This is a genomic window from Rhodopseudomonas sp. BAL398, assembly GCF_033001325.1.
Taxonomy (GTDB): Bacteria; Pseudomonadota; Alphaproteobacteria; order Rhizobiales; family Xanthobacteraceae; genus JARJEH01.
Genome location: NZ_CP133111.1, coordinates 5650566 through 5676582, shown reverse-complemented (window position 1 = coordinate 5676582; position 26017 = coordinate 5650566). Strand labels below are relative to the sequence as shown.

Annotated in this window: 25 protein-coding genes; 4 read left to right on the top strand and 21 right to left on the bottom strand. The window is 63.3% G+C overall.

Going from position 1 to position 26017, the window contains the following annotated elements; translation table 11 throughout:
- Positions 1–346 precede the first annotated feature (346 nt).
- The 8 genes from RBJ75_RS26725 to RBJ75_RS26690 form a co-directional block, all read right to left on the bottom strand.
- Complete coding sequence (locus RBJ75_RS26725; protein ID WP_044405001.1) at positions 347–967, bottom strand: ANTAR domain-containing response regulator; 621 nt, start codon at positions 965–967, stop codon at positions 347–349.
- Positions 964–2061, bottom strand: a complete 1098-nt coding sequence (locus RBJ75_RS26720) for a transporter substrate-binding domain-containing protein (RefSeq protein WP_152647569.1) — start codon at positions 2059–2061, stop codon at positions 964–966. The genes RBJ75_RS26725 and RBJ75_RS26720 overlap by 4 nt, the downstream gene beginning before the upstream one ends.
- A gap of 240 nt (positions 2062–2301) precedes the next feature.
- Complete coding sequence (locus RBJ75_RS26715; RefSeq protein WP_044404999.1) at positions 2302–3240, bottom strand: acetamidase/formamidase family protein; 939 nt, start codon at positions 3238–3240, stop codon at positions 2302–2304.
- A 29-nt stretch (positions 3241–3269) separates the two neighbouring features.
- Complete coding sequence (locus tag RBJ75_RS26710) at positions 3270–3962, bottom strand: ATP-binding cassette domain-containing protein (protein WP_044404997.1); 693 nt, start codon at positions 3960–3962, stop codon at positions 3270–3272.
- 2 nt (positions 3963–3964) lie between these two features.
- Positions 3965–4690, bottom strand: a complete 726-nt coding sequence (locus tag RBJ75_RS26705) for an ABC transporter ATP-binding protein (RefSeq protein WP_044404996.1) — start codon at positions 4688–4690, stop codon at positions 3965–3967.
- Entirely contained in the window at positions 4690–5784 is a 1095-nt protein-coding gene (gene urtC, locus RBJ75_RS26700) for an urea ABC transporter permease subunit UrtC (RefSeq protein ID WP_044404994.1), read from the bottom strand. The genes RBJ75_RS26705 and urtC overlap by 1 nt, the downstream gene beginning before the upstream one ends.
- A complete protein-coding gene (urtB, locus tag RBJ75_RS26695; RefSeq protein ID WP_044405080.1) occupies positions 5781–7394 on the bottom strand; it encodes an urea ABC transporter permease subunit UrtB in 1614 nt (537 codons plus the stop codon). The genes urtC and urtB overlap by 4 nt, the downstream gene beginning before the upstream one ends.
- A gap of 59 nt (positions 7395–7453) precedes the next feature.
- On the bottom strand, positions 7454–8695 hold the full coding sequence (locus RBJ75_RS26690) for a transporter substrate-binding protein (protein ID WP_044404992.1): 1242 nt from the start codon (positions 8693–8695) through the stop codon (positions 7454–7456).
- 297 nt (positions 8696–8992) lie between these two features.
- Between RBJ75_RS26690 and RBJ75_RS26685 the strand changes: the two genes are divergently transcribed.
- On the top strand, positions 8993–9376 hold the full coding sequence (locus RBJ75_RS26685; protein ID WP_044404990.1) for a transposase: 384 nt from the start codon (positions 8993–8995) through the stop codon (positions 9374–9376).
- A gap of 862 nt (positions 9377–10238) precedes the next feature.
- Here the strand turns inward: RBJ75_RS26685 and RBJ75_RS26680 are convergent.
- A complete protein-coding gene (locus tag RBJ75_RS26680; protein WP_044404988.1) occupies positions 10239–10760 on the bottom strand; it encodes a MarR family winged helix-turn-helix transcriptional regulator in 522 nt (173 codons plus the stop codon).
- A gap of 167 nt (positions 10761–10927) precedes the next feature.
- Between RBJ75_RS26680 and RBJ75_RS26675 the strand changes: the two genes are divergently transcribed.
- On the top strand, positions 10928–11452 hold the full coding sequence (locus tag RBJ75_RS26675; protein ID WP_152647565.1) for a hypothetical protein: 525 nt from the start codon (positions 10928–10930) through the stop codon (positions 11450–11452).
- Positions 11453–12021: 569 nt separating this feature from the next.
- On the opposite strand, the gene RBJ75_RS26670 is transcribed toward RBJ75_RS26675, so the two are convergent.
- Genes RBJ75_RS26670 through RBJ75_RS26625 form a run of 10 tightly spaced genes read right to left on the bottom strand, consistent with a single transcriptional unit; the run spans position 12022 to position 21094 of the window.
- Positions 12022–12795: an ABC transporter ATP-binding protein gene (locus tag RBJ75_RS26670; RefSeq protein ID WP_044404986.1), complete on the bottom strand. Its 774-nt coding sequence runs from the start codon at positions 12793–12795 to the stop codon at positions 12022–12024.
- Positions 12792–13607 carry an ABC transporter permease gene (locus tag RBJ75_RS26665; RefSeq protein WP_044404984.1) on the bottom strand — a complete coding sequence of 272 codons (816 nt, stop codon included), beginning with the start codon at positions 13605–13607 and terminating at the stop codon, positions 12792–12794. The genes RBJ75_RS26670 and RBJ75_RS26665 overlap by 4 nt, the downstream gene beginning before the upstream one ends.
- Positions 13604–14584, bottom strand: a complete 981-nt coding sequence (locus tag RBJ75_RS26660) for an ABC transporter substrate-binding protein (protein ID WP_080900821.1) — start codon at positions 14582–14584, stop codon at positions 13604–13606. Before RBJ75_RS26660 ends, RBJ75_RS26665 begins: the two co-directional genes overlap by 4 nt.
- Before the next feature lie 32 nt (positions 14585–14616).
- Positions 14617–15426, bottom strand: a complete 810-nt coding sequence (gene pcaD / locus RBJ75_RS26655) for a 3-oxoadipate enol-lactonase (protein ID WP_160297896.1) — start codon at positions 15424–15426, stop codon at positions 14617–14619.
- A 10-nt stretch (positions 15427–15436) separates the two neighbouring features.
- Complete coding sequence (locus RBJ75_RS26650; protein WP_052628777.1) at positions 15437–15904, bottom strand: SRPBCC family protein; 468 nt, start codon at positions 15902–15904, stop codon at positions 15437–15439.
- Positions 15905–15913: 9 nt separating this feature from the next.
- Complete coding sequence (locus RBJ75_RS26645) at positions 15914–16888, bottom strand: amidohydrolase family protein (protein ID WP_044404978.1); 975 nt, start codon at positions 16886–16888, stop codon at positions 15914–15916.
- 9 nt (positions 16889–16897) lie between these two features.
- Complete coding sequence (locus tag RBJ75_RS26640) at positions 16898–19294, bottom strand: xanthine dehydrogenase family protein molybdopterin-binding subunit (RefSeq protein ID WP_052628776.1); 2397 nt, start codon at positions 19292–19294, stop codon at positions 16898–16900.
- On the bottom strand, positions 19291–19878 hold the full coding sequence (locus RBJ75_RS26635) for a (2Fe-2S)-binding protein (protein WP_044404976.1): 588 nt from the start codon (positions 19876–19878) through the stop codon (positions 19291–19293). The genes RBJ75_RS26640 and RBJ75_RS26635 overlap by 4 nt, the downstream gene beginning before the upstream one ends.
- A complete protein-coding gene (locus RBJ75_RS26630; RefSeq protein WP_044404973.1) occupies positions 19875–20762 on the bottom strand; it encodes an FAD binding domain-containing protein in 888 nt (295 codons plus the stop codon). Before RBJ75_RS26630 ends, RBJ75_RS26635 begins: the two co-directional genes overlap by 4 nt.
- Before the next feature lie 5 nt (positions 20763–20767).
- Positions 20768–21094 carry an NIPSNAP family protein gene (locus tag RBJ75_RS26625; protein ID WP_044404969.1) on the bottom strand — a complete coding sequence of 109 codons (327 nt, stop codon included), beginning with the start codon at positions 21092–21094 and terminating at the stop codon, positions 20768–20770.
- 285 nt (positions 21095–21379) lie between these two features.
- Between RBJ75_RS26625 and RBJ75_RS26620 the strand changes: the two genes are divergently transcribed.
- Positions 21380–22753 (top strand): PLP-dependent aminotransferase family protein, encoded by a 1374-nt coding sequence (locus RBJ75_RS26620; protein WP_044404966.1) that lies wholly within the window; start codon positions 21380–21382, stop codon positions 22751–22753.
- 479 nt (positions 22754–23232) lie between these two features.
- Positions 23233–24300 (top strand): ABC transporter substrate-binding protein, encoded by a 1068-nt coding sequence (locus RBJ75_RS26615; RefSeq protein ID WP_052628775.1) that lies wholly within the window; start codon positions 23233–23235, stop codon positions 24298–24300.
- Between the two features lie 112 nt (positions 24301–24412).
- On the opposite strand, the gene RBJ75_RS26610 is transcribed toward RBJ75_RS26615, so the two are convergent.
- Both RBJ75_RS26610 and RBJ75_RS26605 read right to left on the bottom strand, forming a co-directional pair.
- Positions 24413–24832, bottom strand: coding sequence for a Zn-ribbon domain-containing OB-fold protein (locus tag RBJ75_RS26610; protein ID WP_044404963.1), 420 nt, complete (start codon positions 24830–24832; stop codon positions 24413–24415).
- A complete protein-coding gene (locus tag RBJ75_RS26605; protein ID WP_044404960.1) occupies positions 24832–26001 on the bottom strand; it encodes a thiolase family protein in 1170 nt (389 codons plus the stop codon). The genes RBJ75_RS26610 and RBJ75_RS26605 overlap by 1 nt, the downstream gene beginning before the upstream one ends.
- Positions 26002–26017: the final 16 nt, after the last annotated feature.

Here is a 26017-nt window from a genome sequence, read left to right as displayed (position 1 = left end):
CACGCAGGCGACGACAATCTCATTCGAGGTCGCAGCCGGAACATCCAATGTCATCGCGCACAACTCCATGATCGCGCAGTCGACATTGCGCAAAACAAAAAACCCCCGATAGCGCCGTCAGGCACACATCGAGGGCTACATAGCCAGATTTGAAAACGGCCGACCGGCCGCCATGACGATCCGGACTACTTGTCACGCATCGCCAATATCGAAGTTACAGCAGAAAAGCCGGCGCGATGTCAATCTTGAGGCAGGGCTGAATTATCAGCAGCGATGCTTAAGCATTGTGCAGTGCAGTCGCGGTCCGACTCCAAGATACGACTCGGAGATAAAGCATGAAGACGTCTCAGCGTTCGCCGTCGCCGATCAAACCCAGCCCGGTCATCACGTCCTGCGCGCTGATCACGGTCGCTGCGACCTGCGCCATCGACAATCGCTTCTGCGTCGCCTGCGAGCGGATCAACTCATAGGCCTGCGCCTCGTCGATCTTCTTCAGCGTCACCAGAATCTTCACCGCCTTGTCGACGTCGCGCCGCGCCTTCAGCGTCTCTTCCAGCTTCTGCACCTTGATCTCGAGCCGGCGGGTATAGCCGCGCAACGAACGGGCAAGCACCATCGACGACAGGATCCCGAACGGACGCAGCGGCTTGTTGACAACGCCATGGGCATTGCTGTCGAGCAACCGCTTCAGCACCGTCGGATTCTCGTAATCGACGATGGCGACGAAAGTCGGACCGTCTTCCGACGCCGAGGCGACGAAGGCCGGGGTCTCGGCGGTCTCGACCAAATGAAACACCGTGTCGACGTCGTTGGGCAATTCCGCCGGCGGCGGCCACATCCCGCGGACATTGCAGCCGATCCGCTTCAACTGATCGATCAGAGCGTCGCCTTCGACATCGCGCGGATGCACAACCAGAACGCGCGCGCCCCGTAGCTCCTCGATGAGACGGCGAATCCCCGGTTTCATGAGGCACGCACCTCATCGCCGATCCAGCGCGCCCCCAGCGGTGACACCGCTAGGTAAGGATCCGGCTTCACCGCCGCCTTCGCCTGCCAGATCACATCGAACCCGCCGTCGAGGCGGACCCGTCCGATCCGCGGCGTCAGCCAGGTATGGTTGTTGTCCGGATCGATGTGGATGTTGCCCTCCGGGGCTTCAAACGACAGGCCGAGCGCCGCCTCGACCAGCCGCTGGGTATCGAGCGTGCCGGCGCGCGCCAAAGCCATCGCGAACAGCCGGACCTGGGCGTAGGCACCAGCACTCCACATGCTGACCGGCCGATCCACCCCAAAGGCGCGGCGGAAGTCGTCGATGAATTTCCGGTTGGTGGCGCCCGGCAGCGACGCGAAATAGGTCGCCGCGGTGATATGGCCTTCGCACAGCGCAGCGCCGATCTCCTGCACCTCGCCTTCCGCCATGGTCAGGCTGGCGATCGGCAGCGTCGCGGGATCGAGGCCGGCCTCGCGATAGAACTGATAAAAACCCTGCGCCGCGCGTCCGACCACGGTGGAAAAAACCACGTCCGGGGTCTGTTGCTTGATCCGCGCCACCAGATCCCGCAACGACGCCTCGCTCGCCCCCATCGGGACATAGATCTCATCGACGATTTCACCACCATAGGACTCGATCAGATCGCGCATGATCCTGTTCGATTCCCGCGGATAGATGTAGTCAGTGCCGGCCATGAATACCCGGCGGCCGTGATTGCGCACGAGGTATTCGGCGAGCGGAAAACTGTTCTGGTTCGGCGAGGCTCCGGTATAGATGACGTTGGGGGAATACTCGAAGCCTTCATAGAGCGATGGATACCACAGCAGCCCGTTGCGCCGTTCGATCGCCGGCAGCACCGCCTTGCGTTCGGCCGAGGTACTGCAGCCGAAGATCACCGATATGCCGTCCTCGGTCAGCAGCCGATCGGCGAGCCGGCGATAGGTCGCCGGGTCCGATTCCGGATCGTAAGCGACCACCTCGATCTCTCGCCCGAGCACACCCCCGGCCTGATTGATTTCCTGGATCGCCAGCGCGGTGCCGAGAAAATGCTCAGTCTGGGTGACCGCCATCAGCCCGCTGCGCGAAAACAGCACGCCGACCCGCCAGGGGTCCGAGCCCGAAGTGGTGTTGCTCACGATGGCAAGTCCTTCAATCACGACGTGAAGGACCGTCCTTAACAACCCCGGCCGCGTCAGTCACTAGGCAGCCGGCGATCGCGCACCATGCCAATCCGAAGCTTTGGGCTGCGGATTGGCAGCATAACAGGCCCGATGCCGGGGGAACTCTGCCCCCACCGAGACCGGAGGCTCTTACAGATAGGCTTTCGGCAGCATCATATGGATGCCCTTGTTGCCGTCGACCAGCTGCGTCACCCGCAGATTGCCCGCCAGCGAACACAGCATATAGGCCTGATTGCGCGACAGGTTGGTGCGGTCGCAGATGTGCTTGACCATCTCGCGCACCGCCTGCTTGGCGGCGTCATCCAAATCCTCGTCGAGCCCGATCGACATCAGATGGGTGGCGCTTTCGGCGAACGGCCAGACCAGGTCCATGTCCTTGCGCACCGTCAGGCGGAAGCTGCCGGTGACGCCGGTCTCCAGCGCGGTGATGCAGACCTCGCCGTCGCCCTGCACGCCGTGACCGTCGCCGGCGAAGAACAGCGCGCCTTCGGTGAACACCGGCAAATACAGAGTGGTACCGGCGCGCAGCTCCTTGTTGTCCATGTTGCCGCCGAAGCTGCGCGGCACCGGCGAGCCGCAACGGCCCCAGGCCGGCGGTGGCGCCGTGGCGATGATGCCGAAAAACGGATCGAGCGGAATTTCGGTGCCCCACGGCATGATGCAGACGTTGCGCTCATGGTCGACCTTGGGATGGATGGTCTCATATTCGGTGAACTCGTCCGGCAAGGTGCCGAGCAGCGGCAGGATCGAGACAAAGCCCCAATCCTGGCGTATCTTGACATTGAGGATATCCACCTGCAGCACGTCGCCGGGCTTGGCGCCCTTCACATAGACCGGGCCGGTGATGAAATGCGGCCCGGGTCCCTGCACCATGGTGTCGAGCGCCAGCAGATAATCCTCCGGCACCAGGCTGCGGTCTTCCGGCAGGGTTTCCTTGCCGCCAGCCGGGAACGAGTGCATCGTCACGGTATCGCCCGAGGCGATTTCCAGTACCGGCGGCGTCGCGCTATCGAGATATCCCCACACCATGTTTTCGGGGGCAGACGAGATTTCGTGGCGGCGAGACATAGGTTTACTCCGTTGGCGTGAAGGTGAGATCAGATCGCAATGTGGCGGGCGAGAGTCTCCCGGCTGGCCGATTCGGTACGGCCGGCCTCGACGACGCTGCCGCGCGACAGCACCACGAAGGAATCGGAAAGACTGATCGCGAAATCGAGATATTGCTCGACCAGCAGCAGCGAGATCCGGCCCTTGAACGCGGCCAGCACGTCGCGGATCATCGCCACCAGATTGGGTTGAATGCCTTCGGTCGGCTCGTCGAGGATCAAAAGACTTGGCCGCGTCACCAACGCGCGCGCGATCGCGAGTTGCTGTTGTTGGCCGCCGGATAGCGCACCGCCGGGCCGTCGCCACATCTGCGTGAGCACCGGAAACAGCGCGATCGCCTCATCCATTGTCGCGGTGCCGAAGCTGCCATGGGCGCGGGCCGCGGCTTCGATATTCTCGCCGACGGTCAGCTCCGAAAAAATTTCGCGGCCTTGCGGCACATAGGCCAGACCGGCGTCGGAACGGCGATGCGACGACCAGCCAGTGATATCGACGTCATCGAGCAGAACCCGGCCACTCGTCGCCGGCAGCACGCCCATCAGGCATTTTAGCAGCGTGGTCTTGCCGGCGCCGTTGCGGCCGAGCACGGCCAGGCATTCGCCCGGCGGAATCTCGAAGCCGACGCGGCGCAACACCTGCGCGCTGCCATAATGCTGATCCAACCCCTCGACGCGAAATTGCATGATCAGCGTCCCAGATACACGTCGACGACGCGCTCGTCGGCGCGGGCATCCCGCATCGAGCCCTCGAACAAGGTCTTGCCCTCATGCAGCACGGTGACGCGATCGGCGATTCGTTCGACGAAATCCATGTCGTGCTCGACTACCACAATGGCGCGATCCGGCCGCTTCAGCTTACGCACCAGCGCCACGGTGCGCTCGGTCTCCTCGTCGGTCAGCCCAGCCACCGGCTCATCAAGCATCAGCACCTTCGGATTCGACGCCAGCACCATGCCGATCTCCAGCCATTGTTTTTGTCCATGCGCGAGCTCCGACGCCGAACGTTGCGCCAGATCCGACAGTCCAATCGCCTCCAGCACCTCGTCGACGCGCTGGTCGAGCGCGGCCGGCGCGAGCGTGCGGCGCAAACCGCCCTGCGCTCCGATCGCGATATGCTGGCGCACGTCGAGGCCTTCAAAAATGCTCGGCTTCTGGAATTTGCGCCGCACCCCGGCGCGCGCGATCGCGGCCTCGCTCGACCGTGTGATGTCGATGGATTCGTCGAACATCACCTGGCCTTGCCTAGCGCGGGTGATGCCGGAGATCACGTCGAGCATCGTGGTCTTGCCGGCACCGTTGGGGCCGATCACGGCGCGAACCTCGCCGAAATCGATCGCCAGCGACAGCGCATCGATGGCGCGGAAGCTACCGAACTCCACGGTGACGTTATCGATCAGCAAGGCCACGGCCATCAGCGCAGCTCCGGGGTTTCGGATGCAAGGCGCTTGGCGCCCATCGGCCAAGCCAATTTCCATTTGGCGAGATCGACCAGCCCGTTCGGGAACACCAGCACTACCAGCACGATTAACCCGGACAGGATGAACGGCCACAAATCCGGCGCCGCCGCCGAGAGCCAGAATTTCAACGCATTGACCAGCACCGCACCGATCACCGCGCCGATCAGATGGCCGCGTCCGCCGATCGCCACCCACACCGCGATCTCAAGCGACAGTTCCGGCGCCAACAGACGCGGATTGACGATGCCGACCTGCGGCACATAGAGCATGCCGGCAAGCGCGGCGATCAGCGCCGACAGGCACCACACCGCGAGCTTCAGCCGCAATGTCTCATAGCCGAGCGTGCGCAGCCGCACCTCGTCGTCGCGCGTGGCGATCATCAACATCCCGAACCGGCTGCCGAGCAGCATGCGGCAGCCAAGCAGCGTCACCGCCAGCACCAGCACCGACCCCGCCGCCATCGCGATGACCACGCCGCTGGAGCCGATCGACCAGCCGAACAGCACCGAAAATCCGGTCATGCCGTTGTTGCCGCCGAATCCGGTGTCGTTGCGAAACATCAGCAGCATCGCGACATAGACCAGCGCCTGGGTGATGATCGCGAAATACACGCCGCCGACCCGGGAGCGAAACGAGACGTAACCGAATACGCCGGAAATCAGCAGCGTCACCGCCGCCGCGAACAGCAACGCGTAAGGAAAGAAGCCGAGGCCGGCCCAGTAGAATGGATAGGTCGACCAGCCCATGAATTGCATGAAATCCGGCACCTTCCCGGTGACCTCGGAGGAATGCTTCAACAGATGCATGGCGACGACATAGCCGCCGATGCCGAAGAACAACCCGTGCCCCAGCGACAGAATGCCGAGATAGCCCCACACCAGATCGAGCGCGAGCGCCAAAACCGCGAAGGCCGCGAACTGGCCGATGGCATTGGCCAAATAGGCGGAGATGCCGAACGGCGACACCATCGAAATGCCGAGCAACACAGCCACGGCGAGCACGACGGCTAGCAGAGCAAGGAACGGACGATCCGAGGTGAGCGCCTTCATTTGCGGCGGCCCTTGATCACGAACAGCCCCTCGGGCCGCCATTGCAGGAAGGCAATGATCATCAGCAACACGATCACCTTGGCGGCGACCGCGCCCCACAGCGGCTCGATCAACACGTTGATCTGGCCAATCCCCAGCGCCGCGACCACCGTGCCCACAATGGTCCCGACGCCGCCCAGCACCACGACCATGAAACTGTCGATGACAAAGTTCTGCCCCATCTGCGGATTGACGCTGTAGATCGGCGATAATGCGAGGCCGGCGAGGCCCGCCAGGCCCGAGCCGAGCCCGAACGCCAGCATGTCGACGCGACGCACCGGAATGCCGATGCAACCTGCCATCGTGCGGTTCTGCATCACCGCGCGGATGTTAAGTCCGAGCGGCGTCAGCCGCATCACACCCCAGGTCAGCGCCAGCGTGACGACCGCAAAGACGATCGCAAACATCCTGTTCCAGGTGAAGATGAAGTCGCCGATCACCGGCACGCCGCCGGTGACGTAGAACGGCGTGACAAAATTGAGGTTCTGGGTGCCGAACGTTACCCGCACCAGATTGATCAGGAACAGACTCACCGCCCAGGTCGCCAGCAGGCTCATCAACGGCCGGCGATAGAGATGGCGCAGCAGGATCGCCTCCAGCGCGATGCCGATGGCCGCCGTCACCAGGAAGGCCACCGGGATGGCGATGATGAGATAGTAGTCGAGCAGCATCGGCGCAAAATGCCGCAAGCCTTCTTGCACCAGCCAGGTGACATAGGCGCCGATCATGATCAGCTCGCCCTGCGCCAGATTGATCACGCCCATCAGGCCGAAGATCACCGCCAGGCCGATCGCCGCCATGAACAGGATGCTCGCAAAGCTGAGGCCGTTATACAACGTCGCCAACACATCGCCGATCGCGATGCCGCGCCCGATCGTGGTGACGGCATCGTCGACGGCGCGTTTGAACGCGGGATTGGCCGCATAGGCAGGATCCCCGAGCAGCGCGCTGACCTTGGTCAGGGCCCGCCGGTCCGGCGTCGCCGAGATCTGTTTCAGGGCCGCGATCCGCTTCAACGGGTCGGCTGAATTCAACGCCGCAGCCTGCGCCACCGCGATCATCTGCGCCTTCAACTCGGCATCGCTCTCCTGTTCGGCCGCAGCCTCAAACAATTTCTCGGGAAGGCTCGCGGCCCGCCGCTCGAGCGTATGCAATGCCGCAGCACGGCCCGCCACATCGGGCGCGGTGCGCAACGCCAGCGCCGCTTCGGCGGTCTCGAACAGGCCACGGTTCTTCAGGCTAAGCAGCGGCGAACGACTTGGCTCGGTCGGCATTCGCGGCGCTTGTGTCAACACGTCGAGCGTTTTTTCGCCGGAAACCAGCACAGCCCCGCTAGCATCGCAGCGCAGCTTGCGATCGATCACGGCGCGCGCGATCGGCGCCGCCCAGAGCCGATCGTCCCGCGAGCCATCCGCCGCCAGGCTGGTCAAGATGCGGCCGGCATCGCCGAGCGACGCGGTGTCGCCGCACAGCTTGCCGAGCAAATCGGCGCGCTGCGCCCCCGCCGCGATCGATTGCGAGGACGCGCAGGCCGTAACGAGGAGCGTCACCGCAACACAGAAGCGGCGCATCAGCGCGGCCACCCGGGGCCGGCCGACCCCGGCCGTTCCGCTACTTGAACCGATCACGATCAACTATAGGGGCTGAACGGAACGGGCTTGGGCGCATCCTTGGATTGCCACAACACGTCAAATCCCTGCTTCTCGTTCACCGACCCGATGAACACGCCGCGCGAGACGTAGTTGTTTTCCGCGGTCATCTTCAAGGTGTAGCCGGACGGACCATCGAAGCTGAGACCCGGAAACGCCTTGCGGACTTCGTTGACGTCGAACGAATTGGCCTTCTTCGCCGCCATCGCCCACAGATGCACGGAATCATAGGCCGAGACCATCGGGTCAATCGCGACGTCACCTTTGAACGGCACGTTGTTGGCCTTCACGTAGTCGGCCCACTGCTTCAGGAACGCGACATTCTTTTCGCCCTTGGCATTCTGCAGATAGGCCCAGCAATTGAGGTGGCCGACCAACGGCTCGGTATTGAGGCCCTCAAGATCGGCTTCAACCATGTCGAGGCCGAGCACCGGGATATCGGTTGCCTTGATGCCCTGATTGGCGAATTCGCGCAGGAAGTCGGGGATCGACGACCCCACCACCGTCAGCACCACGATCGGCTTGCCGCCGCCCTGGTCGGCGAAGGCCCGGATCTGATTGACGATGGTCTGGAAATTGGAGAAGCCGAGCGGAACGTATTGTTCCTTCCAGGCGGTTTCCGGAATCCCCTTCGACTTCCAATAGCCCTTCAGCTGCTTGTTGATGGTACGCGGCCAGACATAGTCCGAGCCGATCATGAAGAAGCGTTTGGCGCTGACGCCCTCGTCTCCCATCAGATAATCGACCGCCGGAAGCACCGAACTGGCAGGTGGCGAATTGACATAGACGATGTTCTTGGAATTTTCGTCGCCTTCGAAATGCAAGGGATAGAACAGCAAACCGTTGGCCTGTTCGACCACCGGCAGCACTGTTTTGCGGGACACCGAGGTCCAGCAGCCGAACAGCGCGGCAACCTTGTCCTGCTCCAGCATCTGCTTGCCGATCTGGGCGTAGAGCGGCCAATCCGACGCCGGATCGGACACCGCAACCTCGAGGGTGCGGCCGTTGACGCCGCCCTTGGCATTGATTTCATCAGCGGCCATCTTGACCACGTGATTGAGGCGGCCCTCGATATTGGCCATGGTGCCCGATGACGAAAACAGGCAGCCGAGTTTAACGGTGCCGCCCGCCGCATGGGCCGGGCGGATGATCGCAGGCGATGCCAATGCCGCGGCCGCGAGCCCGGTTGTCTGAAGAAACGAACGCCGTGTAAAGTTGCTCATATGCCAAACCCCTTCGTGCAAGCTGGCGCGAGTTTGAGTCCGCCAGCGACCGCAGGGCAACGCCAAATAACATCCAATGCTGCTCAATGAGGCAGCAAAGCCGCGCATTTGATCGCTTTGATGTCAATTTTGTCATTTTGGATCGGCGCAGCAGCGCTATAGTCTGGTTCAACCATCGCCGCCGCTGTTTCGTCTCGGCCAGCCGCGAATGGCCGAGTGCCACGCGCGCTTTGCGCGGATCTGCACGGCACTGCGGGGTTACAGCTTTGCGCAAAGACAGATGAAAGCGTCAGTCCAATGCGTCACTCTCAGCACACCGACACCGAGATTTTATATCTCCTGCACGAGGCCGATGCGGGCATCCCCATTCTGGAGATTTGCCGGACGGCTCATATTTCCGAACGCACCTTCTATCGCTGGCGCAAGCGCTACGGCAGCCTGACGCCGCCCGCTTTGCTGGCGATGAAAGAGTTGCAGACCGAGAACCGGCGCTTGAGAAACCTCGTCGACCGGCTTTCCGAGCGCCCGAACCAGATCCCCAACAACGCATCGCTCGCGCCACCGCGAGGTCCGCTTCGACCCGACTGCGGATTTGGCCAGCAACGTTCGTCGGCCAACGCCTCGGAGCCGATTCGTGGCGCATCGCTCGGCCGCTTCGCCTTCGTCCGCGGCACGCGCTAAGCGAGCTTCTTCCGACTGCTCAAGAGCGGCGTCGGCAATTGCGCGTGCAATAGGGCAGGTCCTGTAGTCGAAGGCATGGATGGTGACGAAACAAGAATGCGCAGGCGCAACGCTGAAAAGTGGCGCCGGGTCACCGATCAACAACGGCCAAAGCAGCCAAAGCAGCGCGCCCGAGACCTCCCGCCCAATCTGTGCGACCCAGTCGACAATCTGCGGACAAATGCGCCGCGTCTGAACGCGACCAAGATGACGAGAATCTTAGACGCGCTGGACATGCACATATCCTCTTGAGGTGAAAAGCGTTGGTAAAATTTGCTAAACACAACTAAGCGCCTCTCAGGTCGAGTTCACGGCGACCGTCGTCCGGTCGCCTCAGGCGGGGCCTCGTGGCCGAGGCGCACCGCGACGGCAGGTCGCCTTCGGGGCGGTGCGGTCGAAAGCTAGCGCGCCAGCCAGGCAAGCAGCCGATCGCGCCAGCTCGGCCGACCGAGCCATTCGCGCCACGCGCGTTTGCCAAAGCGACGTTTAAGGTTGAAACGTTCTTCCTGACCACCCGCCGCGACCAGAAGCCGCTTCAGAGATGGCCGGGCAGCACCGGCCGGATACAGCCATCGGGTTGCGCAAACGCGCTCACAGGCGCCGTGGCTTCGCTGCTGAGTGCGCGAGGATCGCTATGATTCGTCATCGGAGCACCTTTCTACGTGTATTTTTCACATATACAGGTGGCCAACGCCATCGTCAAGATATGTGTATATAGCACCCATACTGGCTGGTCTGCACTGCACTGCGTCGCGCGAATTTGGACGCGTGGTGCCGCAGGACGCCACGACACGTCAGCCTGACGAAGGCGAATCCCAGGCCGTTAACGGCGCCCCGCACTTGGCCGAGCTTGCTCGCCTCCCTCGCGCTGCGGCGTATCCGTCGCAAGGGCGCTATCTGCCAACCGCCGCATGAGGGGCGCCAGCGTTTGAATATCTTCGGTGCTCCAGTCCGCCAGCATAAGACCCAGGAGGCGATCGCGTGCCGCATCGATCGCGGCAGCCATCTTCTGGCCTTCCGCCGTGATCAACGCTTCGGTCACGCGCTTGTCGGTAGTGCCCTGCCGCCGCTCGATCAGGCCGAGACTCTCCAATTTGGCAATCTGCCGGCTCACCGTCGTGTAATCCCGACCCACGCGGTCGGCGAGCTCGCTGACGTTGATCGGCCCGACCCGACTGATACCGACCAGCAGGGGGAATAGTGCTCGATCGAGCATGATCCCCGCCTCTTGGATCATCCGCGCGTCCCGTTGCGGCCGATTCATCACGCCGACGAGATCAACCAGCGCTCCGAACATCATCCTGACACCTTGAGTGCGTGTATTATGCACATTCTTTCTTGGCATTCACCCTGCTCCATGACATACATGCAACATACACATTCTTAGAGGACCCGTCACGAGGGAAGTATCCGATGTTGGGACCATCTGAGCCTCACCCCCTTCTCACCGGTCGAGCATCTCGCTTTCGTCCGACGCCAGTTCCTCAAAACCTCGCCTGGAGGCTGTCCCCCATGACTGATATCGCCCATTGCTCGCCCAAGCGCCCGATCACCGTCCGGACATGGGCGACCCCGCTCACCATTGGGGCTTTTCTCCTCATGTCGGTGACCGGTGTGCTCATGTTCTTCGATGTCGAGTTCGGGCTGGTGACGATCGCCCATCAATGGCTGTCGTGGCTATTTCTGCTCGGGGCCGTCAGCCACGTCGTCGCCAATGTCCGCCCGTTCCAGAACCAGCTGAAGAGCCGCTGGGGAAAGACCAGCGTCGCCGTGTTCGCGATCCTACTCGCCGCCTCGATGTTTTCGTGGGGCCGGATCACTGGACCTCAGCTAAAGCAACCCATAATCAAAGCGATCGCCAATGCTCCGCTCTCAGCGCTGGCAGGCACGACCCGCACGACGCCCGAAGCCTTGATCGCGAAAATGAAAGCCAAGGGCATCACCGCCACCAGCGAGCAGTCGGTGCGCGAGATTTCCGACGCCCACCGCATCGACGTGAACCGCTTGCTCGGGATCGTCTTCCTTCCCGAAGGATGAGGTCGCCGCGCCGCGCACTCCAGCCGCGCAAACGCCCCGATCACCGGGCCGTGCGAGCGGGCCAACTTCTGTTCTGACCACAGGGAGGACCTCGATATGCATCGTCGAGACGTCTTCATCGGCGGGGTTGCAGCTCTCGCCGCTTCGGTAGTGCGCGCGCAGCATCGGCGAGGAAGCGCATTTCGCCGCCGGCACCAGACCGCCAATCATCCATGCCAAGGTCTTCGGTCAGGTCGAGAGCGACGACCCGAAGGGAGATAGCTGGCCACACCATGCACACATGATCACGCCCCGACATGCAATTGGCTCGGCCACTATCGGTGACCGGAACTACATCGCGGGAGCCAGCTTTGCTGATGCGCGCGAGATCTTCCGCCGATTGCTATGCCTATACCGGTCATCGCGCTGGCCCGAGGCGAGCTATCGGAGGAAGAACGCCTCTCCGTCGCCCAAGCCATTGGGTCACCCCGATTTGGAGGGTGAAGGTTGTCGAGTCTGCAGCTGTCCCGGCCGTCTATATCTGCACTTATGGCTCAATCGTTCTGAAAAGAACATGTCAGGGCGAATTGCTAACCTGAGAGGACTTCTCCGATCCGCGCACGGATCTGGTCTCGCTCTTCGGCGCCGGTCGCGGCCGTGAAGCGAACGTCGTAGGCGATCATCGCCGGCCGCTTCAGCACGACGATCCGATCGCCGATCTCGAGCGCCTCGCCGATATTGTGGGTAATGAACACCGCGGTCTTGCCGTTCTCCTTGACCAGCTTGACGAATTCCTCGCGCAGCCGGCCCGCGGTGATCTCGTCGAGAGCCGAGAAGGGCTCGTCGCACAGCAGGATGCTGGCATTGGTGGCAAAGGCGCGCGCGATCGAGACGCGCTGGCGCATGCCGCCGGAGAGCGCGTGCGGATAATCGTTCTCGTGGCCGCCGAGCCCGAGCTTGGTCAGCCAATGTTGCGCCGCCTCGCGGCGTTGCGCGACCGGCGTATCGAGCATCTCCAGCCCGAGTTCGACGTTCTGGATCGCCGTCCGCCATGGCAGCAGGCGGTCGTTCTGAAACACGATCGAGATGATGCCGCGAAACGAATCGAAATCGGAAAACGGATTGCGTCCACTCACGCGCACGATTCCGCTTGTCGGCTCGGTCAGGCCGGCAATCATGTTGAAGATGGTCGATTTGCCGCAACCGGTCTTGCCCAGGATTGCCAGCATCTCGCCGGTCCCAATATCAAGGTTGAGGCGATCGACGGCGCGGTATGACCCTTTGCTGCCCTCGACGCCGAACACCTTGGAGACCTCGCCCAGGTGAATCGCCGGGGCGGTCGTGACATCAGCGATTATATTCATATTGCACGCTCCGAAACGGCACGATAACGGAATGCCGTCTTTTCGATCAGGGTCAGCGCCGCCTGCACCAGCAGAACGAAGAAGACCAGCTGCAGGGTCCAGGCTAGCGCGCCTGCCATGTCGAACATCTGCTGCTGCTGCAGCAGTTGATAGCCGACGCCGCCGGTGGCGCCGACCAACTCCGCGACGACGACGACGCGGGACGCATTGCCCAAATTGACCTTCCACGAGGTGAGGATTTCCGGAAGGATCGCCGGCGCGATCATGACGCGGAACAGCTTCATCCTGGTCGGCCGGAAGCTGAACACCATTTCCATCAGGTCCTTCGACATCGCCCGCAGCGCGCCGAGAATCTGAAAGGCGAAGGCCGGCAGCGTCGTCATCACCATGATAAAGAAGATCCGGAATTCAACGCCGTGAAACCAGATGATGGCGAACACCACCCAGGACAGCGCCGGTATGCCCTGGAACAGGGTCAGGATCGGCGACAGGAACTTGTCGACCGCCTGCGAGCGCGCCATCAGCAGAGCCAGGATGCCGCCGATCAAGAATGCGCCGGTAAGCCCAGCGAGAATTCGCAGCACCGTCGCAGCCACGTCGATGAACAAGGCGCCGTCGGTCAAGATCTTGAGGCAACGCCAGAACACCGTGACCAGCGATGGGAACAAGAAGCTCGGAAAGAACAGCGAAGCGAACTGCCAAAGCGCGATGACAACCGCGAATGGCAGCAACGACGTGCCTACCCGCTTCGCCGCCGTCAACAAGTGGGTCGACAGCGGCGTGTCCACGGTCTCGATTACGCGCCCGCTCACTGTCCCGGCCTTTTGTAGATGGTCGCCGCGTTGGGTTCTGCATTCAAGAAGGAGCTCGACTTGCCGGCCTGGTAGACCGACTTGATTTCCTTCTCGACGTCGGAAGCCCATTTGACGTTCATGCCGAGTCGCTCGTTCGAGCGGATCAATTCGCTGATCGCCTTCTGGTCTTCGGGTGTGCCCTTGCTGGCGATCAGCTTTGCTGCATCGTCGGGATGAGCCGCAACCCAGTCAGCCGCTTCCTTGTAGGTAGCGTAAAGCTTCTTCACCAAGTCCGGGTTCTTCTCCGCCCAGGCGGTGTGCGCCGCGACGCCGAGATAGGGGATGTTGCTGCTGCCGCTGAATTTCTTCCAGCTCGCAGCAATGCCAAGGTCGATCGTCTGAATGCTCGGCCTCTTCGTGCGCAACCGCGTATAGGCCGGCTCCCAGAGCTGAACGGCGGTGGCCCGGTCGGCCAGCGCATAGCCGATCAGGCCGGGCGTGGCGGTATTGACCACCGAGAACGTCGAGGGGTCGACGCCGGCCTGACGCGCAAACCATTCAAACATCACGTAGTTGGTCGTGCCCTTCGCGGCCGCCAGATCCTTGCCCTCGAGGTCCTTCAAGGTCTTGATCTCGGGCCGCGAGGTCACCACCGCGCCCCAGTAATCGAACAGATTGAACAGATAGGTCACCTTGACGCCGCGGGTGTCGGCCAGGCCGACCGTCAGTAGCGCCGCGCTGCCGCCGAGCTGAAACTCGCCGGAATTGAATTGCGCGGTGTAGGCATCGGGCGTTCGCTCCTCGAACTTGATCCGCAATCCGTTTTTCTCGTCCAGCTTCTGCGCCCGGATGATCGGGGGCAGGAATGCGCCCAACGACGGCGCGCCGAACACGACGATGGACAGATCGGCGGGAGTCTGGGCGTGAAGCGGCGCGGCGCCGCCAAGCAGCAAAGAAAGGCCGGCGAGGCTTCCCAGTAGTTTGTGACGGATCATGTTGTTCCTCCGGGTTCGGTTTTTATTGTCGGTTATTGGTGGCGCTTCAGAACGTCGCGGACGGATTCCGCAAAGGCCTCGGGGGCTTCCACGCAAGAGATGTGCGCGGCGTCGAGCGTGACGGATTTGGCCTGCGGGATCGCGGCGGCGATCTCGTCGGCCCGCGCAGGCGGGGTCGATGGGTCCTCGCTCCCTGCGATCACCATAACCGGGCAGGAAATCCGCGACAGATCCGGCAGCACATTGGTCGTCGCCAGAACTTCGCAACAGCCGGCATATCCGGCGGGCGATGTGTTCGAGATCATGGCCGCGAGCTCGGCGACGCGCGCATCATGCGACGCCCGATAACGGGACGTGACCCAGCGCTGCAAAGACGGCTCGACGAATCCGGCGACGCCGCTCGCACGTGCCGTCGCGGCCCGCTCGTGCCACATCGTCGCGGGCGGGAAATCGGCCGCGGTGTTGGCGAGCACCAGCCCGGCGACGCGATCCGGCGCATGGATGCCGAGCCACATCGCCGTCAGGCCGCCCAGCGAAATGCCGCAAATCACCGCCTGCGGCAGTTGCAGGGCATCCAGAATGGCAATGACGTCGCCGCCAAGGGCTTCGATCGTATAGCCGCTGTCGGGGACATCTGACCGGCCGTGACCGCGGGCGTCGTATCGGATCACACAGGCGTCGGGCGCCAGCAGGGCGGCAACCTCGTCCCACATGCCGAACGAGGCGGCCAGCGAATTGCTGAGCACAATAGCCGGCTTGTCGAGGGCCCCGGACACCACAACGGCGAGCCGGACGCCCGGCTCGACTTCGATCATACGCAGGTCGCCCACCGCAACATCCATCTTCGGCATCCTATTCGGCCGCGCCTTGCGCCTGCACATCGAATTCCTTGCGCAGCGTGGTGAAGAATTTCCCGACCAGATGTTTCGAGACGCTGGCGAGAATGCGCTGGCCGACCCCGGCGACCAATCCGCCGATTTCGCCGACGCCCTGGTAGGTCAGCTTCGAGACGCCGGGCCCTTCCGGCGTGATCTCGAAGCGCGCGGTGCCGCTGCCGTGGCCGAGCGTGCCGGCGCCGGAGACCTTGATGCTGCAGGTCTTCGGCTCCTCCTTGTCGAACAGCGCAATCTCGCCCTCGAACGAGCCACCGACCGCGGCGACCCGCAGCTGCATGTCGACCTTGTAGTTGTCGGTTGCGAGCTCGGTCATGCTCTTGCAGCCGGGAATGCAGCGTGTCAGCACGATCGGATCGTTGAGCGCGACCCACAGCGCCTCGACCGAGGCCTGGATGGTTTCGGAACCGCCGATATCAAGCTTCATGAGGCCCCCTCAAAGTCCGAACAGACGTTGAGCCAGACCGCCATTGATGGAGGCACGCTCGGCGTCGGAGAATGGTGTGTCGGCGACGATCTTCAGCGGCGCCAAATCGCCGATCGGGAATGGCATGTCCGAGCCCATCATGAGACGGTCGGCGCCGACCATGTCGGCGAGAAAGCGCAGTGTGCGCGGATCCTGCACGATGGTGTCGTAATACATCGCCGCCAGCGCGGCGTCGGGATCGCCGAGCTTCTTGTCGAGCATGTAGTTGGTGCGCAGCCGGCCGACGATGAATGGCAGCGCCGCGCCGCCGATCAGGGCCAGCACCTTGATGTTGGAATAGCGCGTGATGTGGCCGGAATAGATCAGGCGCGACATCGCGATCAGCGTGTCGGTGACGCGACCGACCGCATTGGCCATGCCGTAGTCATGGACGCGATCGTCGCCGCTCTCGAACACCGGATGCGGGGTGACGATGGAGCCGAGTTCGTTGGCGGCCTCCCAGAACGGATCGAGGCTGGGGTCGTCGAGCACGCCGCCCTTGCCCTTCGGCTGGGTACCGATCATGACGCCCTTGAAGCCGGCGGCATGGGCCTCGCGCAGCACTTCGGCGGCGAGCTTGCCATCCTGCATCGGCACGGTGGCCAGCGGAACGAAGCGCGGCTCGGCCTTGGCGGCCTGCATCAAATGCGCATTGATCAGGCGCGACCACGCCGCGCCTTCTTCAGCCGGAATGTCGTTGGCGTACATGTCGAGCCACCCGGCGACGACCTGGCGCTCGATCTTCTGCTCGTCCATCCATTTCAGGCGGCCGGCAATATCGCTCAGCGGCTTCGACACCGGCCGGGTCGGCTTGCCGCCGGCGAAGGAGAAGCCGAGGCTGGCGCCGTCCTCGATCAGGCGAACCGACGGAAAGTCCTTGGCTTGCGCGCGGATGGCTTCGAGCAGGCTCGGTGGAACGAGGTGAGCGTGGCAGTCGATGATCACGGGTTGTCCTTACTTCTGGTTTGGCTTGGCGGCCGCGACGGCGTCGCTGATGGCGGTGATGCGGATCGGCAGCTTGTCGAACGAGATGCCGAGGCTGCGCACCGCGTCGTTGATGGCGTTGGAGATCGCCGCCGGCGCGCCGAGATAGCCGCTCTCACCGGAGCCCTTCTGGCCGAACACGGTGTAGGGCGATGGCGTGCAATGGTGCACGATCTCGACGCTCGGGATCTCGTGCGATGACGGCAGCAGATAGTCCATGAAGCTCTGCGTCAGCATCTGGCCTTCGCCGTCATAGACGAACTCCTCGAGCAGCGCGGCGCCGATGCCGTGGGCGATGCCGCCCAGCGTCATGCCCTTGACGATGTGCGGATTGATGACCGTGCCGCAATCGTGGCCGATGACGTAGCGGCGGATATCGGGCTTGCCGATCACCGGGTCGATCGCGATCAGCACCACGTGAAACTCGAAAGAGTGGCACGGATACATCTGCACCCGGCCGCCTTCCGGCAGCTTGTCGCCAGTCGGCACCTGCATCACATGGGTAGATTCGAGCCCCGGCTCCATGCCCGCGGGCAACAGGTGATAAGTGCGATGGGCGATGTTGACGAGATCGGCCCAGTTCAACGCGCCGGAGCCCTTGGTCGCGGCGACGCCGCCATTGGAATATGCCACCTGATCCTCGGCGCAGCCGAACTGGTGGGCGGCGATTCTGACGAACTTCGCCTTCAATTTCTGTGCCGCATGAAAAGCAGCGCCGCCCATCATGATCGCCATCCGGCTGCCGACCGGCGTATTCGACGGCAGCGACGCCAGCGTGTCGGGCCGCACGACGCGGATCAGATCGGGATCGATCTCCAGCACTTCGCCGACCACGGTGGCGACCAGGGTTTCGTGCCCCTGCCCGGCCGAGGTGGTGTGGATGGTGACGGTGACGAAGCCGACGCCGTCGATGTTGATGCGGCAGGATTCCATCCAGGTCGTGGTGGTGTTCTTCTCGTTCAGCAATGGCTCGAACGAGGAGTTGCCGCCGCTCGGCTCCAGGCAGGCGGCGATGCCGATCCCGGCCAGCATGCCGGACGCGCGCAGCCGATCGCGCTCGGCTTCCAAGGTTGCGTAGTCGATATGGGTGAGGACCTTCTCGACGACGGTGTGATAGTCGCCGCTGTCGTAGCGCGTGCCGCTCGGGATCAGATAGGGGAACTCGTCCTTGCGGATGAAATTGCGGCGGCGAACCTCGATCGGATCGAGGCCGAGCGCGGCCGCAACGCGGTCGATCGCGGTCTCGATCGCGTAATTGGTCGGCGATTGGCCGAAGCCGCGCACCGCTTCCTGCACCGCCTTGTTCGACGTCACCGATTGCGCGCGATACTGCACGCTGTTGATCTTGTAGGGCCCGACGATGGCGCCGATCGGCTTGCCGAGTTGGAACGGCGCGCGGCCCGCATAGCCGCCGGCATTGTCGAGCGCGCGCATCTTCATCGAGCGGACAATCCCGTCGTCGCTGAAGGCGATCTCGACGTCGAAGATCCGCTCGGGGCCGTGCTGGTCGCCGCCGCGCATGTTTTCCAGCCGGTCCTCGATCAGCCGCACCGGCCGGCCGAGCCGGCGCGACAGATGCGACACCAGCACGGTATGCTTGATGCCGCGCTTGACGCCGTAGCTGCCGCCGACATCGACATCCTGATGGACGCGGACATTGTTGGCCGGAATTCGCAAGGCGCGGGCGATCTGGTCGGGATATTTCGGCATCTGGATCGAGGCCCAGACATCGAGGATCTCGCGCCACGGATCCCACGACGCCACCACCCCGAAGGTCTCGATCGGCACCGTCGAATTGCGGCCCCAGGTGACGCGGAACGACAGATGCCGCGGGCTGTCGGCGAAATCCTTGTCGACCTCGCCCCAGACGAAGGTCTTGTCGAGCAGCACGTTGGAGCCATGCGCCGGGTGCACCGGCGGGCTGTCAGGCAACAGCGCCTGCTCGGCATCCATGACGAAAGACAGCGGCTCGTAGCTGACGCGCAGCTTTTCGGTGGCGTCCTCGGCCTGGGCGCGGGTCTCGGCGACGACGGCCGCGACCCACTCGCCGGCATAGCGGGTCTGGCCGACGGCCAGCGGATAGCGCCGCACATTCGGGGTGTCGAGCCCGTTCATCAGCGGATCGACCGCGGTCACCAGCTCTTCGCCGGTCAACACGTAGTGCACGCCCGGCATCGCCAGCGCGGCGGAACTGTCGATCGAAAGAATCCGCGCCGACGGATATTGCGACGGCAGCAGCGCGACGTGCAGCATGTCTTCGGGCGTGATGTCGGCCACATAGTGACCGCGGCCGACGACGAAGCGGCGATCCTCGCGGACGCGGCGATTGGTGGAGACGAAGCGGAAGGTCGACGGATCGGCACTCATGTGGTCGGACCCTTTCCAGGCGCGTCGGCTTCGGCCGCTTCGAGCACGCCTTCCAGCGGCGCGTCGTGCTCGCCGACGTCGGTTGCGGTGCCGAGCTTGTGGCCGCGCGGCGCATTGGATTTCTTCAGGCGATCGGCGGCGAACTGCACCGCCTCGATAATCTGCCCGTAACCGGTGCAGCGGCAGATGTTGCCGGAGATCGCCTCGACGATGTCCTCGCGGCTGATGTCGTGGCTGCGATCGAGCAGCGCCTGCGCGGTGAGGATCATACCGGGCGTGCAATAGCCGCATTGCATGCCGTGGGTTTCGCAGAACGCATCCTGGATCACGCTCAATTCGCCCGGTGAGGTGGCGACGCCTTCGATGGTGGTGATTGCATAGCCGTCGGCCTGCACCGCCAGCATCAGACAGGACCGCACCGGTTCGCCGTCGAGCAACACCGTGCAGGCACCGCAGACGCCGTGCTCGCAACCGGCATGGGTGCCGGTCAGCAGGAAATTGTCGCGCAGCGCATCGAGCAGCGTGGTGCGCGGTTCGACGTCGCAGCTGCGCGGCGCGCCATTGATATCGAGGTCGATTTTCATCTGGCGGCTCCCCGGACTTCTGCGCCATTGGCGCGGTCGCAGGCGTCTTGCAGCGCCCGTGTGCACAGCGTGACGGCGACGCGACGGCGATAGGCCGCGCTCGCATGCAGATCGTCTGTCGCCTCGAGATCGGTGGTCGCGGCCGCAACCGCATCGGTCAGCGACTTGGCATCGAGACGGCCGCCAATCAGCGCGGCGACATCCAGCTTGATCGGCCGGTCGCCGACGCCGCCGAGGCCCAACGCCGCGTCGAGGCAGCGCCCGTCATCGTCGAGCGCGATTTGCGCCGCGGCGGAGACGAAGGCGAAGTCGGACCGCCGCGCGCTGATCTCGTGAAAGCCGACGCCGATCCGCTTGTGGGTCCAAACCGGGAAGCGGATCGCGCTCAGGCACTCGCCGACCCCGATCGTGGTCAGCATCGCGCCGAGAAAGAAGTCGTCCGCCGGAGTCGAGATCGGACCGTCGGGGCTAGCCGCCTCGATCTCGGCGCCGAGCGTCACCGCCACCAGCGGAATTTCCGCGGACGGATCGGCATTGGCGACCGAACCGCCGATGGTGCCGCGATTGCGGGTCGGCGGATGCCCGACCCATGGCAACGCCAGCGCCAGCAGCGGCACCGAGGCGCGGATCAGCGGATTGTCCAGCGCGTTGGCCTGCCGCGTCGTAGCGCCCACCACGATCGCACCATTGTCTTCGCGAATGCCGGACAGTTCCGGCAGCCGCAGCACGTCGATCAGCCGCGCCGGACGCGCCAGCCGCATCGCCAGCATCGGCACCAGCGTCTGACCGCCGGCGATGACCCGCGCATCCTCATCGGCGGCGAGCAGCTCGCAAGCCTCGGCAAGCGTGCCCGGTCTCACATAATCGAATGGCGCGGGTTTCATATGGATCAGCCGAGTTGGAGGCCGGCGAAGGCCGGCGACAACACCGAAATGGTCTGGGTCTTCAGCAGAGGTCCGTCGACCTCGCTGGCTTTCTTCGCCGCAGCCCATTCGCTGTCCGCGCCGAAGGCGGCCCATGCGGCTTTTCGCGCCGCCTCGTCGGCAAACCGGGTCATGTAGGTGAGACGGCCATCCTCGTCCGGGGCGACGAAGGCGCCCACCAGCTCGATGCCGTGACGGGGAAAGAACTTGGCAGCAACGACGTCCTGGAAGCGCTTGCGCATCGCTTCGCCACGGCCGTCGACGGCTTCATAGATCCGGATTTCGTAAAGCAAGTTTCTCTCCCTGGACGATCGGTTGTCGCGGCGCCGTTGCGAAGGCGCTGTTGATGCGAACTAAGAATTCATGAGACCGATTGTCAAACAGAAAATGGGTCAATTCGTGATTTTTTGCTTGTTTGAGACTGGTTCAATTTTTATATTGTACTATAAATTGGGTAAGTTGAGGTGCTTCGGCGCCCCTTTGGCGACGATTGACCCGGCGGGCTACGTCATTTGGCGATTGTACTAGTCAAAATGGTGTGACGATATGCAGGCAGGATTCGCGACGATGGGGATGACATGACTGACTGGGTTCCGAAGCTTGCCGCCGGCGGCGGCCCCCGCTACCTCGCCTTTGTCGACGCGCTACAGAAGGATATCGCCAGCGGTGAGATGAAGCCGGGCATGCGGCTGCTGCCGCAGCGGGAGATGGCGCAGCGGCTCGGCTTGAGCATCGGCACGATCTCGAAGGCCTATTCCGAGGCGGAGCAGCGCGGACTGATCTCCGGGGAGGTGGGACGCGGCACCTTCGTGCAGCGTCGCAAGGCCGAACACCGCAACGGCTATGGGCCCGCCGACGCCCCGATCAACCTCGCGCTGAATGTCCCGCCCTATACCGGCGAAGACGATGTCATCGCATCGGCGCTGACCGAGATCGCCGCGCAAGGCGAGATGGCCAATCTGCTCGGCTACCTGCCGCATCAGGGCATCAGGCGCCACCGCGAGGCCATGGTGGTCTGGCTGGCATCGCTCGGCGTGACCGCCGATCCCGATCATCTGTTCATCACCCATGGCGGCCAGCATGCGCTGTCCGTCGCGCTGAATCTGACGACGGCGCCGGGCGACACCATCCTCACCGAGCGCTTCACCTATTCGGGAATGATCGCGCTGTCGGCGCAGAACGGCTATCCGCTACACGGCGTGGCGACCGATGCGCATGGGCTCGTCCCAGAAGCACTCGATCGCGCCTTCTCCGAGACCGGCGCCAAGGCGCTGTTCTGCATGCCGACGCTGCAGACGCCGACCGGCGTGGTGATGCCGGAGGAGCGCCGCGACGCGGTCGCCGAGATCGTTCGCAAGCACGACGCCTATCTGCTCGAGGACGACGCCTACGCATTCCTGTTCGAATCCCCGCCGCGGCCGATCGCGGCCCGGATTCCCGAGCGCAGTTTCTATGTCGTGAGCTTTGCCAAGTGCCTGGCGCCGGGATTGCGCATCGCCGCGATGATTGCGCCGGCGTCGTTCCGCGACCGCTGCAATAATGCCATTCGTGCGACCGGCTGGATGGCTACGCCGGTGATGGCCGAAGTCGTCGCCAGGCTGATTCACAATGGCGACCTGATCCGCCAGGTGAAACGCAAGCGCGAGAAAGCCGCGCAGCGAAACGAAATCGCCAGCCGGGTGCTGAGCAACTGGTTGCCGCCGATCGCCTCGCCACCCGGCTTCCATCGCTGGTTGCCGCTTCCCGCGGGTCGCACTCTGAATGCGCTGGTGACGCAGGCGGCCCATGCGGGGATCACGCTGGCGCCGCCCGGCGCGCTGCAGCAGGTCGAGCGCGGCACGCTCGGCATCCGGCTCTGCCTGGGCCATCCCTCTGCGGACGCCGACCTGGAAAAGGCGATGGTCGAGATCAAACGAATTCTGGAAATGACCGAAGCGATCTCATACGTCTGACGCCGCTCGTCTGAATGGCCGAGACCCGATAGCCGATCTCCCCGTCTCGCCATCGCATTCGCGGCCTTTCTGCATCCAGTACCGGCCCATCGAGGTCTACCCCACGACCGGGCGGCGCAACTCGCTGCCGCTATCAATTGACGCACGGCGTCATCGCCGCGCCTCCGCCCGGCGCACCTCGGCATGTGCAGCCTTTTGGACCAACAGACGATGCCGCGGTCTCGCTGTTGCCCCTAAATCCGTCGCCGCAGCGCAATGTCGCCGTCGGCGTCATTCGGCGCGCGTAGTAACAACAACACGCCATTCATTCCGCGACGCACCACCGGCTGGCAGCGGCATCCAACACCGGATCTACTTGCTGCCGCCCCAAAGAAGCGCTTGACTCGATCCGGCCCTAATCGCACGATCGTGCAAATAAATAATTGTCACAGGGAGGAACAACATTGTCACACTGCATTACGCGACGACGACCATCGCTGTTGAAGCTCGCGGTTACGGCCGCGGCGGGTATTCAATTTCTCGCCACCGCCGCGTCGGCCGCGCCGCTCGACGTCGTCAAGATCGGCTGGCCCGCCGCCTTCGCTTCGAACATGGCGCACCTGACCTTCGGCAAGGAGCTCGGTCTCTTCAAAGATGAAAACCTCGACTACGAGGTGGTGTCGATGCGCGGCACCTTCCCGGTGATCCAGCAAATCCTCTCCGGAGGCTTCGATACCGGGTATGTCGGGGTGGAAACCGTTGTCAACGCGCTGCAACCGGGGGCGACGCCGATCCCGCTGCGTTTTGTCTTCAACTATGCGCGACAATCGATTTGGGAAATCGTGGTCCCGAAAGACAGCCCGATCAAGACTCTCGCCGACCTTAAGGGCAAGACCATCGGCATCGCCGGCCCGACTTTCGGCAACGTTCCGGTGACGAAGGCCGCGCTGGGCAGCGTCGGCTTGCAGCCTGACCAGTATACGCTGTTCACCGTCGGCACCGGCGGCCCCGCCTTTCGCGCGCTCACGACCGGCCAGGTCGACGCCTTGAATCTCTGGGATACGATGCATGCGACCCTCGCAGCGACCGGCTATCAATTGCGCGAGCTCGACTTTCCCACCGAGTTCGACGGCAATCCCAGCCACGGTTTCGCCGTCACCGAAGATCTGATCAAGAACCGGCCAGAATTCGTCGCCCGCTTCGGCCGCGCCATCGCCAAAAGTATCGTCGCCTGCGACGCCAACCTTGAAGAGTGCATCCGATCGTTCTGGCGGGCCTATCCGGCGCAGAAGCCGCAAGGGCCGGAAGCCGCGGCTATGGCCAAAGAAATGACGATCCTGTCCGCGCGGATGAAGAAGCTGATGCATTTTGCTCCCGGAGAGAAGCCGCTGCTGGGGAGCTTCACCGATGCGCAATGGCAGGGCATCATCAAATCGCTCAAGCTCGGCGGCGTCATCACCGTCACCGACCTGCCGATGGATAAGCTCTACACCAATCGTTTCGTCGCGGATTTCAACAAGTTCGACCGCGCGGACATCATCCGCCGCGCCAAGGCCGCGACCAAATAGCCGCGACCGGATCGCCGTCAGTCAAAACGACTGCCGTCGCAACAAAGCCGCCGACGTCTCGTCGGCGGCTTTTCCTTTGCTTTCATCAACTCGTCGAAACGGCACGGGCCGGTTATGCCGGCTCGAATACCGGGTAGTTGACGGTCCCGGCCAGCACCCAGGTGAGACGCACCGGCATGTCGATCCTGACCGTGCTCGGATCGCAATTGACGATATTGGTCAGAATCCGCACCCCCTCCTCAAGCTCGATACTCGCGACGATGTAAGGCTTGACGTCCTTGAACGGCGGCGGCGCCTTGTATGACAGCGAGAACGAGTACACATGTCCCTTGCCGCTGGCCTCCCGCCATTCCAGGTCGCGGCCTCCGGTGTAGACGCTGACCGGTCGCGGATAGAACTGATACTTGCCCGATTGCGTGCAATACTGCAGCATCAGCTTCTTGTCCTGCGCGCCGTCCCAGAACGGCTTGGTGAGATTCAACGGAATCGGCGCAGGACGCTGTCCCGCCAGAGGATCGAATTCGATCGACATTATGCAGCCTCCAAAATCAATGCGGTGCTCGAGCCCCAATTGCGCCCGTATGGTATCCAGCCGATGCCGGTGACGATGGCATTGGCGTGATCCTTGACCTGCCGGCTCCCTGCCTCGCCAAACAGCTGGCGCAGAGCCTCGGAGAGGTTGTGGGCGCCACCCGCCAGCCCCGCCTGCCCGGCGGAAATCTGTCCACCTCCGGTATTGAGCGGCAAATCTCCGCGATAGCTCATGTCACGCTCGTTGACGAACTGACAACCGCGGCCGGTTTCGCAGAAGCCGAGATGCTCGAGCTGCATCACGATGGCGATGAGAAAGTCGTCGTAAGGTTGAAACATCTTGATGTCGGACGGCGTCATGCCGGCCCGCTCGAACGCCCGCTTGCCGGCGGCGCGGTGGCCGCCCTCGGTGATATCCGGGGTCTGGTTGGTCTCCATATAGTTGACCCGTTCGCCATATCCGATCGGGTGGACCATCTTCTTGGCCCCCATCTTCTTGGCTCGCTCCGTCGATGTCACGATGAAGGCGCTGGCGCCGTCACACACCATGACGCAGTCCAGCATGCGGATCGGATCCGAAATCATCGGCGACGCCAGATAGTCGTCCACCGTGATCGGCTTCTTGAGCTTCTCACATGCGAGGTCGTTCATCAGCGCGTGGTTGCGCTGCGTCACCGCGAGCTTGCCCAACGCCTTGGGATCGAGACCGTATTGATGATCATAGCGCTGGCTGATCAGGGCGAAGTATCCGGGCGGCCCCATGATCCCCATCGGATATTGGAACTCGCCGCGAAACGCGCCGATCGACTGCTTGTTCTGGCTCGACTGCGGATCGGATGCGATGACCAATACGGTCTCGCACAAGCCCGCCTTGATCGCCGCGGCGGCGCGGGCAATGTTGCCGGAGGCCGACGCGCCGCCGAGATCCGTGACCTGGCACCAGTCCAGTTCGAGCCCGAGATAGGCCGACAGGATCGGACCGTAAAACGGATTTCCGGCATCCGCGAAGCTGGACGACACGGCCATGCCGTCGATCTCCGACTTTTCGATGCCGGCATGCGCAAGCGCGCCGGCCATCGCTTCTCCGGCGAAATCGTAAACGCTGCGTCCCGAACGAAATTCTATCTTGGTCTCGGCGAAGCCGATAATTGCAATATCGCGGTTTATCATTGATTTTTTCCTTGGA

Coding starts and splice junctions, on each gene's coding strand:
- RBJ75_RS26725 (WP_044405001.1), bottom strand. CDS start 967: ATGAAACCGGGGATTCGCCGTCTCATCGAGGAGCTACGGGGCGCGCGC.
- RBJ75_RS26720 (WP_152647569.1), bottom strand. CDS start 2,061: ATGGCGGTCACCCAGACTGAGCATTTTCTCGGCACCGCGCTGGCGATC.
- RBJ75_RS26715 (WP_044404999.1), bottom strand. CDS start 3,240: ATGTCTCGCCGCCACGAAATCTCGTCTGCCCCCGAAAACATGGTGTGG.
- RBJ75_RS26710 (WP_044404997.1), bottom strand. CDS start 3,962: ATGCAATTTCGCGTCGAGGGGTTGGATCAGCATTATGGCAGCGCGCAG.
- RBJ75_RS26705 (WP_044404996.1), bottom strand. CDS start 4,690: ATGGCCGTGGCCTTGCTGATCGATAACGTCACCGTGGAGTTCGGTAGC.
- urtC (WP_044404994.1), bottom strand. CDS start 5,784: ATGAAGGCGCTCACCTCGGATCGTCCGTTCCTTGCTCTGCTAGCCGTC.
- urtB (WP_044405080.1), bottom strand. CDS start 7,394: ATGCGCCGCTTCTGTGTTGCGGTGACGCTCCTCGTTACGGCCTGCGCG.
- RBJ75_RS26690 (WP_044404992.1), bottom strand. CDS start 8,695: ATGAGCAACTTTACACGGCGTTCGTTTCTTCAGACAACCGGGCTCGCG.
- RBJ75_RS26685 (WP_044404990.1), top strand. CDS start 8,993: ATGCGTCACTCTCAGCACACCGACACCGAGATTTTATATCTCCTGCAC.
- RBJ75_RS26680 (WP_044404988.1), bottom strand. CDS start 10,760: ATGCCAAGAAAGAATGTGCATAATACACGCACTCAAGGTGTCAGGATG.
- RBJ75_RS26675 (WP_152647565.1), top strand. CDS start 10,928: ATGACTGATATCGCCCATTGCTCGCCCAAGCGCCCGATCACCGTCCGG.
- RBJ75_RS26670 (WP_044404986.1), bottom strand. CDS start 12,795: ATGAATATAATCGCTGATGTCACGACCGCCCCGGCGATTCACCTGGGC.
- RBJ75_RS26660 (WP_080900821.1), bottom strand. CDS start 14,584: ATGATCCGTCACAAACTACTGGGAAGCCTCGCCGGCCTTTCTTTGCTG.
- pcaD (WP_160297896.1), bottom strand. CDS start 15,426: ATGGATGTTGCGGTGGGCGACCTGCGTATGATCGAAGTCGAGCCGGGC.
- RBJ75_RS26650 (WP_052628777.1), bottom strand. CDS start 15,904: ATGAAGCTTGATATCGGCGGTTCCGAAACCATCCAGGCCTCGGTCGAG.
- RBJ75_RS26640 (WP_052628776.1), bottom strand. CDS start 19,294: ATGAGTGCCGATCCGTCGACCTTCCGCTTCGTCTCCACCAATCGCCGC.
- RBJ75_RS26635 (WP_044404976.1), bottom strand. CDS start 19,878: ATGAAAATCGACCTCGATATCAATGGCGCGCCGCGCAGCTGCGACGTC.
- RBJ75_RS26630 (WP_044404973.1), bottom strand. CDS start 20,762: ATGAAACCCGCGCCATTCGATTATGTGAGACCGGGCACGCTTGCCGAG.
- RBJ75_RS26620 (WP_044404966.1), top strand. CDS start 21,380: ATGACTGACTGGGTTCCGAAGCTTGCCGCCGGCGGCGGCCCCCGCTAC.
- RBJ75_RS26610 (WP_044404963.1), bottom strand. CDS start 24,832: ATGTCGATCGAATTCGATCCTCTGGCGGGACAGCGTCCTGCGCCGATT.
- RBJ75_RS26605 (WP_044404960.1), bottom strand. CDS start 26,001: ATGATAAACCGCGATATTGCAATTATCGGCTTCGCCGAGACCAAGATA.